The organism is Glaciibacter sp. 2TAF33, assembly GCF_052114945.1.
In the GTDB taxonomy this organism is placed as follows: Bacteria; Actinomycetota; Actinomycetes; order Actinomycetales; family Microbacteriaceae; genus Cryobacterium.
Window position 1 is genome coordinate 26,796 of the sequence record NZ_JBFRFS010000017.1, and the last position, 11,521, is coordinate 38,316.

Consider the following 11,521-nt stretch of genomic DNA (forward strand, 5'->3'; position numbering starts at 1 on the left):
TTCCGCGCGGATATCCCCGCCGGCGCCATCCTCATGCTCAGCTCAGGCAGTACGGCCCGAGGAGGCTTTTCAGTTCGCCGAACAGGTCGGCGCTCACCCTGACCTGGTACGGCAGCTCGAACACCCGCGCCGAGTCGCCCTTCACCAGTTTCAGCCGCACCTCGGACGAGCCGCTGTGGCGGATCAGCACATCACCCAGGGCCTGGACGGTGTTGGTCGTGGCCCGGGACTCGAACAGCGTGATCGCCAGGGTCCCGGTGTCAGACGCCTGGCCGAGCTCCGGCGCGAAGACGCTGAAGGCGTGCAGGTTCATCCCGTCGTCGCGCAGGCTCACCCGGCCGCGCACCACCACGATGGAGTCGTTGACCAGCGCCGGGGCGAACTCGGTGTACGCCTTCCCCATGAACATGGCGGTGATCTCGCCGCTGAAGTCCTCGACCTGGATCATCCCGTACTGGTTGCCCGACTTCTTCGCCACCCGGTGCTGCACGCTCGTGATCAGTCCGGCGATGGTGACGGTGTCGCCGTCCTGGGTCGACTCGGAGGCGATCAGGTCGGCGATGGTGGTGCTGGCGTGTTTGGCCAGCGGGATCTCCAGCCCGGCCAGCGGGTGATCGGAGACGTAGAGCCCGAGCATGTCGCGCTCGAATGCGAGCTTCTCTTTCTTCGACCACTCCGGCCGGTCCGGCACCCGCTCGGCTCCCTGTGGCTCGTCGAACAGGCTGTCGAAGTCGAAGCCGACGTTGCCGTGGGCCTCGTCGCGCTTGATCTTCACGGCCGAATCGACGGCGCCCTCGTGGATCTCCACCATCGCCCGCCGGGTGGCGCCGAGGGAGTCGAACGCCCCGGCCTTGACCAGGGACTCGATGGTGCGCTTGTTGGTGACCTGCAGCGGTACCTTGCGCAGGAAGTCGTGGAAGGACTCGAAGCGTCCCTTCGCCTCGCGCGCGGCGCGGATCGCGTCCACCACGTTGAAGCCCACGTTCCGCACCGCGCCCAGGCCGAAGCGGATGTCGGTGCCGACGGCCGCGAAGAAGCCGATGGACTCGTTCACGTCGGGCGGCAGCACCTGGATACCCATTCTGCGGCACTCGTTGAGGTAGATCGCGAGCTTGTCCCTGGCGTCGCCGACGCTGGTCAGGAGTGCCGCCATGTACTCGGACGGGTAGTGGGCCTTGAGGTAGGCGGTCCAGTACGACAGCACACCGTACGCGGCGGAGTGCGCCTTGTTGAACGCGTAGTCGGAGAAGGGAAGCAGGATGTCCCAGATCGTCTTCACGGCCTCCGCAGAGTAGCCGTTGGCGTGCATGCCCGCCGAGAAGCCCTCGAACTGCTTGTCGAGCTCCGATTTCTTTTTCTTGCCCATCGCGCGGCGCAGCAGGTCGGCCTGGCCGAGCGAGAAGCCGGCCAGCTTCTGCGCGATCGACATCACCTGCTCCTGGTACACGATCAGGCCGTAGGTGCCGCCGATGATGTCTTTCAGCGGTTCCTCGAGCTCGGCGTGGATCGGCGTGATCTCCTGCTGGCCGGTCTTCCGCAGCGCGTAGTTGGTGTGCGAGTTCGCGCCCATCGGGCCGGGCCGGTACAGCGCGATGACGGCGGAGATGTCTTCGAAATTGTCGGGCTTCATCGAGCGCAGCAGCGCGCGCATCGGCCCGCCGTCGAGCTGGAACACGCCGAGGGTGTCGCCGCGGGCGAGCAGCTCGTAGGCGAGCGGGTCGTCGAGCTCGAGGTCTTCCAGTATCGGCCGGTGGCCGCGGTTGGCCTCGATGTTGTCGAGGGCGTCGTCGATGATGGTGAGGTTTCGAAGCCCGAGGAAGTCCATCTTGATCAGCCCGAGTGCCTCGCAGGCCGGGTAGTCGAACTGGGTGACGATCTGGCCGTCCTGCTCCCGCTTCATGATCGGGATGATGTCGATCAGCGGGTCGCTGGACATGATCACGCCGGCGGCGTGGACGCCCCACTGCCGCTTGAGGTTCTCGATGCCCAGGGCGGTGTCGAAAACCGTGCGCGCCTCGGCATCCGTTTCGATCACGGCCCGGAAGTCGACCGCCTCGCGGTAGCGCGGGTGGTCCTTGTCGAACATGCCGGTGAGCGGCACGTCCTTGCCCATGATCGCCGGCGGCATCGCCTTGGTGAGCTTGTCGCCCATGCCGAAGGGGAAGCCGAGCACCCGCGAGGAGTCCTTGAGCGCCTGCTTGGCCTTGATCGTGCCGTAGGTGACGATCTGGGCCACCCGCTCGTCGCCGTACTTGTCGGTGACGTAGCGGATGACTTCGCCGCGCCGACGCTCGTCGAAGTCGACGTCGAAGTCGGGCATGGAGACCCGGTCCGGGTTGAGGAAACGCTCGAAGATGAGGCCGTGGCGGAGCGGGTCGAGGTCGGTGATGCCCATCGCGTACGCGGCCATCGATCCGGCGCCGGAGCCGCGGCCGGGACCGACCCGGATGCCGTTCGCCTTCGACCAGTTGATGAAGTCGGCGACGACGAGGAAGTAGCCGGGGAAGCCCATCTGGGTGATCACGCCGACTTCGTAGTCCGCCTGTTTGCGGACGTCCGCCGAGATGCCGTTGGGGTAGCGCTTGACCAGGCCGGCCTCGACCTCCTTGATGAACCAGGTCTCCTCGTTCTCCCCCTCCGGCACGGGGAAACGCGGCATGTAGTTGGCATGGGTGTTGAACGCGACCTCGCAGCGCTCGGCGATGAGGAGGGTGTTGTCGCATGCCTCCGGGTGGTCGCGGAACAGGTGGCGCATCTGGGCCGCGGTCTTCAGGTAGAACTCGTCGGAGTCGAACTTGAACCGGTTGGGGTCGTCGAGGGTGGACGCGGACTGCACGCACAACAGCGCCGCGTGGGCGGTGGCGTCGTGGGCGTGGGTGTAGTGCAGGTCGTTGGTGGCGACCAGCGGCAGGCCCAGCTCCTTCGCCAGCCGCAGCAGGTCGCTCATGGTGCGGCGCTCCACGTCGATGCCGTGGTCCATGACTTCGCAGAAGTAGTTCTCGGCGCCGAAGATATCGCGGAACTCGGCCGCGGCCTTCTTCGCCTCGTCGTACTGCCCGAGCCGCAGCCGCGTCTGCACCTCGCCGCCGGCGCACCCGGTGGTGGCGATCAGGCCGGTGGAGTACTGGGCCAGCAGTTCGCGGTCCATCCGCGGCTTGAAGTAGTATCCCTCGAGCGAGGCCCGGGAGGACAGCCGGAACAGGTTGTGCATGCCCTCGGTGTTCTCCGAGAGCAGCGTCATGTGGGTGTATGCGCCGCTGCCGCCGACGTCGTCGCGGCCCTCGCCGCTGGTCCCCCAGCGCACCCGGGTCTTGTCGCCCCGGTGGGTGCCGGGGGTGATGTATGCCTCGGTGCCGATGATCGGCTTGATCCCGGCATCCGTCGCGGTTTTCCAGAAGTCGAACGCCCCGAAAACGTTCCCGTGGTCGGTCACCGCGACCGCGGGCATCCCCTGTTCCACCGCCGCAGCGATCAGGGGTTTCACTCGTGCCGCACCGTCGAGCATGGAGTACTCGCTGTGCACGTGCAGGTGGACGAACGAATCAGTCGATGTGGACGAGGACGGTGTGGACAACGACTGCTCCGATGGTGCGAGGGACGGACAGAACCAGCCTAATCGCCGCGGAGGACATTCAAGGCGTGCGCGAGGTCTGTCGGGTATTCAGTGGTGAACGTGACCCAGGCCCCGGTGTCCGGGTGCGCGAACGCCAGCTGTTTGGCGTGCAGCCACTGCCGGGTGAGGCCGAGCCGGGCGGAGATGGTGGGGTCGGCGCCGTACATGGCGTCCCCGACGCACGGATGCCGCTGGGCGGCCATGTGCACCCGGATCTGGTGGGTGCGCCCGGTCTCCAGGTGCACCTCCAGCAGGGAGGCGTACGGGAACGCTTCCAGTGTTTCGTAGTGGGTGACCGAGTGCTTGCCGTCCGCGATCACCGCGAACTTCCAGTCCGCGCGGGGGTGCCGTCCGATCGGCGCGTCAATGGTGCCGGCCAGCGGGTCGGGGTGCCCCTGCACGACCGCGTGGTAGATCTTCTCCACTTCCCGGTCGTGGAAGGCGCGTTTGAGCGCGGTGTACGCCGTCTCGGACTTCGCAACGACCATCAGGCCGCTGGTGCCGACGTCGAGCCGGTGGACGACGCCCGCGCGTTCCGCAGCGCCGGAGGTGGCGATGCGGTACCCGGAGGCGGCGAGGGCGCCGACCACGGTGGGGCCGGTCCAGCCGACGCTCGGGTGAGCGGCGACGCCAGCCGGTTTGTCGACCACGACGATGCTCTCGTCGTCGTGCACGATCGCGAGGTCCGGAACCGGGATCGGGACGATCCGCACCTCTTCCTTGGGCTGCCAGCTCACTTCGAGCCAGCCGCCGGCGCGCAGCCGGTCGCTCTTGCCGGCCGGAGCGCCGTCGAGGGTCACGCCGCCGCCTTCGGCGACCTCTGCGGCGAAACTGCGGGAGAAGCCGAGCAGCTTGGCGATGCCGGCGTCGACGCGAACGCCGTCGAGCCCGTCGGGCAGCGGGAGGGAACGGGTCTCCATGCTCAGCCGGCCGGCGGGGTCGGTGCGGGCGGTGTGCCTGCCGACGATTCGCCGGGCCCGGCGTCGGCGGTCTCGGGAACCGGCTTGCCGGTGGTGCGCTTGCCGTCCAGTCCGATGCCCCGGATGGTGAGGATCATGAAGATCACCATGCTCGACACGATGCACATGTCCGACACGTTGTAGATAGCCGGGATCAGCCACGGCGTCGAGATGAAGTCCACCACGTGCCCCAGGCCGAAACTCGGCTCCCGCACGAACCGGTCGGTGAGGTTGCCGAGCACGCCGCCCAGGAGCAGTCCGAAGACCGTGGCCCAGGCCAGTGAGCGGATGCGACGCGCAAACCAGATGATGAACACCACCACCGCGGTGGCGATGATCGAGAAGATCCAGGTCATGCCGCTCGCGAGCGAGAACGCGGCGCCCGGGTTCCGAACGAAGTGCAACTGAAGCACATCGTCCAGAACCCGGACCACGTCACCCTCGGTCAGGTTGCTGACGACGAGGAATTTGCTGAGTTGGTCAAGCGCGTACACGCCCAGGGCGACAAAGGCCAGAACGAGAAGCGCGCCAGTGCGGACCTTCGTTCGTGCCCTACGCGCCAAAGCCCTGGAAGCTCGACTTCGGGGAGTTCCCCGAGCCGGACCCTGCACCGACCGGCGACGCGGCGTCGAGGTCGCGCAACTGGCCTTCAATGTAGCTCTTCAGCTTCTGGCGGTATTCGCGCTCGAAGGTGCGGAGCTCCTCGATCTTCTTCTCGAGTCCCGATCGCTCGGCGTCGAGGGCGTTGATCTGCGCACGCTGCTTCGCCTCGGCCTCGGCGACGACACGGGCTGCCGTGGCGTGGCCTTCCGCGATCAGGGCGTCGCGCTTCTCAGCGCCTTCCTTGACGTGCTCTTCGTGCAGGCGGCGAGCCAGCTGCAGCAGGTTCGTGGTGCCGGCGGTCTCGTCGGCCGACTCCACGACGGGGGCTGCGACCGGCGCGGGGGCCGCTGCAACGGGTGCTGCGGGCTCCGGGGCGGCGACGACCTCGGGGGTCTTCACCGTTTCCGCCACGGCGGCCGGCTCTGCGGCGCGGGACGACTCGGCTGACGCGGTGCCGCCGGAGGCGAGCTGTGCGCGCAGTTCCTCGTTTTCCTGGTTCAGGCGACGCAGTTCGACAACGACCTCATCGAGGAAGTCATCGACTTCATCCTGATCGTATCCCTCACGGAACTTGGTCGACTGGAACCGCTTGTTGACTACATCTTCCGGAGTTAGCGCCATGGCTTTCCACCCTTAGAACTCGAGTTATGAACAGAGATAAACGTTCAGCTAACGCTAGCAAAGCCAGACTGGTGTTCTGACCTGCGTGCCCAGCAGCGTTATCGGTCAAGGATACATGCCGACCTGGGGCGAAGCGGCGGGCGCTACCTGAAAAGTGCGGTGATCCACAGGCCGATGATGACGCACAGCATGGTGAGGCTCCAGCCGAAGTCGAACGCGACCGGGCCGATCGACAACCGCGGCATGACCCGTCGGAAGAACCTCACCGGCGGGTCGGTGAGGCTGTACACGGCGGATGCCGCGACCAGCCCGGCACCGCTCGGGCGCCAGGAGCGATTCACCGATTGCACCAGGTCGAGGATGAATCGCCCCCACATGACAAAGAAATAAAGCAGGAGGGCGTAATAGAGGATGCTTGCGATCAGCGAGACGAGGAACACGCTATCGATTATGACTGAGCGAAGAACGAAGCCTCAGCATCGGATTCACCGTCACCGTTCTCCCCGGACACCACGACGTGGGACGGCGAGAGGAGGAATACCTTTGCGGTGACCCGCTCGATCTTGCCGTACAGGCCCTGCGACAGGCCGCTGGCGAAGTCGATCAGGCGGCGCGCATCGGCGTCGCTCATCTGGGACAGGTTGATGATGACCGGGATCCCGTCGCGGAACGACTCGGCGATCACCTGGGCGTCGCGGTACTGGCGGGGGTGAACCGTGAGGATTTCATTCATGTCTGAAGCAGCCACATTCTTCGGGGTAGCGGTCTTCCGCAGCGGCGTCACCGGCGCGGGTCCATTGGAGTGCGACGGCGCACTGTGAGCGGAGGCGGGCGACGCTGCGCGGCCCTGGTGGTCCCCGCCGCGCTCGGCGGCCGGCGCTGCCTCAGCGGGAACCTCGTACTCCAGCTCTTCGTCTGCCAGACCCAGGTAGACCATGGTTTTCTTGAGCGGGTTGGACATCTCGACCTCCGTGTTGGTGATGCTTCTCTTTGAGATTAACTGCGCACCGGGCGATTCCCGGTGATTGCGGTGCCAATTCGTAGGTGTGTCGCCCCTTCGAGGACGGCAGCCGGGTAATCCTGCGACATCCCCATCGACAGCGCGGTGGACGACGGTGACAGCCGACGGATGCCGTCGGAGAGTCCGCGTACCCGGGCGAAGGCCGCGCGCGGTTCCTCGCCGAGGGGCGCAACAGCCATCAGGCCGAGCAGCCGGAGCCCTGCTGTGGCCAGGACGCTCTCCACCAGCGGCTCCAGCAGGTCGGGGCGTACTCCCCCGCGCTCCGGGTCGTCGGTGAGGTTGACCTGGACGAAGCAGTCGATGACCGACTGCTCAGAGCCGAGCGCGCTCACCAGCGATTCGCGGTCCACCGAGTGGATCACGTTCGCGTAGCCGCGCACCGCCCTGGCCTTCTTACCCTGCACCTGGCCGACGAAATGCCAGGTGAGGTCGAGGTCGGCCAGTTCGGCGGCTTTGGACTGCGCCTCCTGGTGCCGGTTCTCCCCGATGTCGCGCACGCCGAGGTCGGCCAAGTCCCTGACCAGCGACGCCGGGTGGAATTTCGTCACCACAACGGTTGTGATCGCGCCGGGGTCGCGGTCGGCTCGCCGTGCGGCGTCGGCAATGCCGGTGCGCACGAATTCGAGGCGCTCGGCCAGGCTCGGGGAGGTCGTCGTCATAGCTGTCAGCGCTCGGGCGCGCGGCCTTCTACTTGAGGAAGTCGGGGATGTCGAGGTCGTCAGACTCGTCTTCGAAGGCGGGGTCGGCCACGATGGCGTCTCCGGCTCCGGAGTCAACGGACTGCCAGACCGAGGTGTCGGTCGCTGCCGGAGCCTCGTACGCCCCGACGCCCGGATCGCTCAGGCTGCCGAGAGACGAGCCACCGGCTGATGAGCCACCGACTGGTGAGCCACCGAGCGATGCAGCGGCAGAGCTGGCGCCCGCGGCGATTCCCGCTGCCACCAGGTCGGCACGGCGCACCTCGACCGGCTTGGCGCCGGGTTCCCCGCCGTCGAAGCCGGCGGCGATCACGGTCACGCGAACCTCGTCGCCGAGGGTGTCGTCGATCACAGCACCGAAGATGATGTTCGCCTCCGGGTGCACCGCTTCCTGCACCAGGCGTGCCGCGTCGTTGATCTCGAAGATTCCGAGGTTCGACCCGCCCTGGATCGAGAGCAGCACACCGTGCGCACCGTCGATCGACGCTTCCAGCAGCGGGGAGGCCACGGCCAGTTCGGCCGCCTTGATGGCACGGTCGGCGCCACGCGACGAGCCGATGCCCATCAGCGCGGATCCGGCGCCCTGCATGACCGACTTGACGTCGGCGAAGTCGAGGTTGATCAGGCCGGGGGTGGTGATCAGGTCCGTGATGCCCTGGACACCGGCGAGCAGCACCTGGTCGGCGGTGGAGAATGCCTCGAGCATGCTGATTCCGCGGTCGCTGATTTCCAGCAGACGGTCGTTCGGCACGACGATGAGGGTGTCGACCTCGTTCTTCAGGGTCGCCACGCCGGTCTCGGCCTGGGCCTGGCGACGCTTGCCTTCGAAGCCGAACGGCTTGGTGACCACACCGATGGTGAGGGCGCCGATGGACTTGGCGATCCGGGCGACGACGGGTGCGCCACCGGTCCCGGTGCCACCCCCCTCGCCGGCGGTGACGAAGACCATGTCGGCCCCGGCCAGCGCTTCTTCGATCTCTTCGGCGTGGTCCTCGGCGGCGCGACGGCCCACTTCGGGGTCCGCACCGGCGCCGAGGCCCCGGGTGAGATCACGGCCGACGTCGAGCTTGACGTCGGCATCGCTCATCAACAGTGCCTGGGCATCCGTATTGATGGCGATGAACTCGACTCCGCGGAGACCGAGTTCAATCATTCGGTTGACGGCATTGACGCCGCCGCCGCCGATTCCGACGACCTTGATCACGGCTAGGTAGTTCTGGTTAGTTGACACGTCCGGCCTCCGGTGGAACCCTAAACCTCTAGTTGAGGTATAAAGTTATGCTGAGTATGCAATTCCTGATTCCGAAGTTAGGCGCGACTGCCCATCGCTTGGGGAGGCGCGCCCGCGTGTCGCGAAGAACGCCCCCAGTTCACGCGATCAGGGGGCTAGCGGAGTACGGCGCTGTCGGGCGACGAGACGTCGTATTCGTCGACGCTGCCGACCGGGTGCCCGACCATCAGCGCGCCGAGGACGACCGCCTTGTAGTCCGACTTCTCCGCACTCCCCCACACCACCCGGGCGCCACCGGTGAGACTCAGCGTGACGTCGTCGGTCGTGGCGGCGGTCACGCTGGCCAGCTGTGAGCGGATGCTGTCCGGCAGCGCGCTGACGACCTCGGCGGCCGCGCGGAATCCCGGGCTGCCGACTCCTCCGGCGTCGAGCGCCGGGTAGCCCTCCGGGCGCTCAGGGGTGCTCTGGATGACCACGCCTGCGGCGTCGACGAGATCGAAGCCCGCCGGTGAGGGGATGACACCGACCGGCTGGCGTTCGACGATCCGCACCACGAGGGTACCGGGCGGCCGGGCCTCGGTGACGAAGCTTTGGATCAGGGTGAACCGGGCCAGCTCGGACTTGATCGCTCCGGCGTCCAGCAGCGGCAGCGGCGTCCCGAGCTGGTCGGCCAGTGCGGCCTGCACCTGTTCGGCCGGGATCCGGCTGGCGCCGGTGACCTCGATGGTGCGGAGCGCCATCAACGGCGAGAAGGCCCCGACGGCGGTGAACAGGGCCAGTGCGGCCGCGACCCCGATGCCGGCCAGCCAGGCCCGGCGCCGCCGGCGGGCGCGCCAGGTGAACCGGCGAACCTCGTCGCGTTCGTAGCGTTTGCGGGCGCGCCGGGCGGCGCGGAACTGGGCCCTGGCCTCGCCGGCGGCGCGGGCGGGCGTCGGTCGGTCGGCCCCGCCGAACGGGTCGGAGAGCGGCGCGCCGGCGGCCGGGTCGGTGTCCGGCGTGGCGGCGCCCCGGCCGGACGACGACGCAGCGGCGCTCGCCCCGGCACCGGACACACCGGGCCGAAGCGGTGACACCGGCGCGATGGTGCCGGGCAGGCGTGCCGGGGAGCCCAGCACCGGAATCGGCTCGGTGGTCGGCTCGGTGTTCGCTCCCCGGGTTGGATTCGTGGCCGCTTGGGAGCCGCGAACGGATGCGCCGGGCTTCTGCTGCCGCTTGCCCGGCCTCCCCGCCGGTGGTCGTTCCTCCGCCGGAACCGGGCGCGCCGGGCGGTCGAATCCCTGTGGCCGCTTCATGACCTGCTGCGGGTCATCCGCGCGCCCTGGTGAGCGATTCGAGCAGCTGGGGAACAATCCGGTAGACGTCACCGCAGCCGAGGGTGACTACGAAGTCGCCCTCGCGGGCGATCGTGGCCAGGTAGTCTGCGGCCTCCTGCCAGTCGGGAACGAATGCGACGTGCGACGCGTCGGTGAACTTGTCGGCCACGATCGCGCCGGTCACGCCCGGCTCCGGGTCTTCCCGGGCGCCGTAGACGTCGAGCACGATGGTCTGGTCGGCGTATTTCTCCAGCGTGTCGGCGAATTCGCGGGCGAACAGCCGCGTCCGGCTGTACAGGTGCGGCTGGTGCACGGCGATGATCCGGCCGTTCCCGACGACCGTGCGCGCGGCGGCGAGGGCGGCAGCCACCTCGGTCGGGTGATGGGCGTAGTCGTCGTAGACGCTGACGCCGCCGACAGTGCCGTGCAGTTCGAATCGTCGCTGCGTGCCGCCGAAGGCGGCGATCGCCGTGAGCGAGTCCTGCGGGTCGAAGCCCAGCCCCACCAGCACGGCGAAGGCGCCCGCCGCATTGATGGCGTTGTGCCGGCCGGGGATCCGGAGGCGGGTGGAGTAGTCGTGCCCCTGCCAGCTGACGCTGAAGCCCACCGGGCCGTCCGTGACGACGGAGTGCAGCCGTACGTCGGCTGCGGGATCCTCGCCGAACGTCAGCACCCGGGTGCCGGTGGTTGCGGCGTCCAGCTTGCCGGTCACCGTCACCGCGCCGGGGTCGTCGGAGGAGATGACCACGAGGTCGCCGGCGTTCCGGGCGAATTCGACGAAGGCCGCTTCGAAGGCTTCGAGGGATCCGTAGTGGTCGAGGTGGTCGGGGTCCACGTTGGTGACCAGCGCAACCGCGGTGTTGTAGAGCAGGAAGGAGCCGTCGGATTCGTCGGCTTCGACCACGAACAGGTCGTCGCTCCCGCTGGCGGCGCTGACCCCGAGCGACTCGATCACTCCGCCGTTGACGAAGCTGGGGTCCTGGCCGAGCCCGAGCAGGCCGGTGATGATCATGCCGGTGGAGGTGGTCTTGCCGTGTGCGCCGGCGACGGCGACCAGGCGGTGAGTCCGCACCAGCCAGGCCAGGGCCTGTGCGCGGTGCAGCACCGGGATGCCGCGCTGCAGGGCGAGCACGTACTCGGGGTTGTCCTGCCAGAGCGCCCCGGTGACGATCAGCGCATCCGCGTCACCGACGTTGGCGGCGTCGTGGCCGATCGCGATGCGGGCGCCGAGCTTCCGCAGGGCGTCGATGTTGCCGGACTCCCGCACATCGGAGCCGGTCACGGTGTGCCCGGCGTCGATGAACAGCCGGGCGATTCCGCTCATTCCTGACCCGCCGATGCCCACGAAGTGCACCGCTCCGAGCTGGTCGGGAACGGTCATGGTGAGGTCGGGCTTGATCACGGTGGGCTCTTCTCGGTAGTTCAGAATCTTGGTGTCGGTGCGGTCGATCTACGCATGCTG

Annotated in this window: 10 protein-coding genes; all 10 read right to left on the bottom strand. The window is 67.9% G+C overall.

What is annotated here, in order from left to right:
• Positions 1 to 37 precede the first annotated feature (37 nt).
• The 10 genes from dnaE to murC all read right to left on the bottom strand — a co-directional run bounded on the left by dnaE (position 38) and on the right by murC (position 11,461).
• Positions 38 to 3,505, bottom strand: coding sequence for a DNA polymerase III subunit alpha (gene dnaE / locus AB4Y94_RS16195; RefSeq protein WP_441729062.1), 3,468 nt, complete (start codon positions 3,503 to 3,505; stop codon positions 38 to 40).
• Positions 3,506 to 3,612: 107 nt separating this feature from the next.
• A complete protein-coding gene (locus AB4Y94_RS16200; RefSeq protein ID WP_441729031.1) occupies positions 3,613 to 4,533 on the bottom strand; it encodes an RluA family pseudouridine synthase in 921 nt (306 codons plus the stop codon).
• A gap of 2 nt (positions 4,534 to 4,535) precedes the next feature.
• Positions 4,536 to 5,183 (bottom strand): signal peptidase II, encoded by a 648-nt coding sequence (gene lspA / locus AB4Y94_RS16205; protein ID WP_441729032.1) that lies wholly within the window; start codon positions 5,181 to 5,183, stop codon positions 4,536 to 4,538.
• A complete protein-coding gene (locus AB4Y94_RS16210; RefSeq protein WP_441729033.1) occupies positions 5,125 to 5,796 on the bottom strand; it encodes a DivIVA domain-containing protein in 672 nt (223 codons plus the stop codon). Before AB4Y94_RS16210 ends, lspA begins: the two co-directional genes overlap by 59 nt.
• 143 nt (positions 5,797 to 5,939) lie before the next feature.
• Entirely contained in the window at positions 5,940 to 6,236 is a 297-nt protein-coding gene (locus AB4Y94_RS16215) for a YggT family protein (RefSeq protein WP_441729034.1), read from the bottom strand.
• 8 nt (positions 6,237 to 6,244) lie between these two features.
• Positions 6,245 to 6,757, bottom strand: a complete 513-nt coding sequence (locus AB4Y94_RS16220; protein ID WP_441729035.1) for a cell division protein SepF — start codon at positions 6,755 to 6,757, stop codon at positions 6,245 to 6,247.
• Positions 6,758 to 6,792: 35 nt separating this feature from the next.
• On the bottom strand, positions 6,793 to 7,476 hold the full coding sequence (locus tag AB4Y94_RS16225) for a YggS family pyridoxal phosphate-dependent enzyme (protein ID WP_441729036.1): 684 nt from the start codon (positions 7,474 to 7,476) through the stop codon (positions 6,793 to 6,795).
• A gap of 28 nt (positions 7,477 to 7,504) precedes the next feature.
• Positions 7,505 to 8,746, bottom strand: coding sequence for a cell division protein FtsZ (gene ftsZ, locus AB4Y94_RS16230; RefSeq protein WP_441729037.1), 1,242 nt, complete (start codon positions 8,744 to 8,746; stop codon positions 7,505 to 7,507).
• Between the two features lie 155 nt (positions 8,747 to 8,901).
• Positions 8,902 to 10,038, bottom strand: a complete 1,137-nt coding sequence (locus tag AB4Y94_RS16235) for an FtsQ-type POTRA domain-containing protein (RefSeq protein WP_441729038.1) — start codon at positions 10,036 to 10,038, stop codon at positions 8,902 to 8,904.
• A gap of 13 nt (positions 10,039 to 10,051) precedes the next feature.
• Positions 10,052 to 11,461, bottom strand: coding sequence for a UDP-N-acetylmuramate--L-alanine ligase (murC, locus tag AB4Y94_RS16240; RefSeq protein ID WP_441729039.1), 1,410 nt, complete (start codon positions 11,459 to 11,461; stop codon positions 10,052 to 10,054).
• Between the last annotated feature and the right edge of the window lie 60 nt (positions 11,462 to 11,521).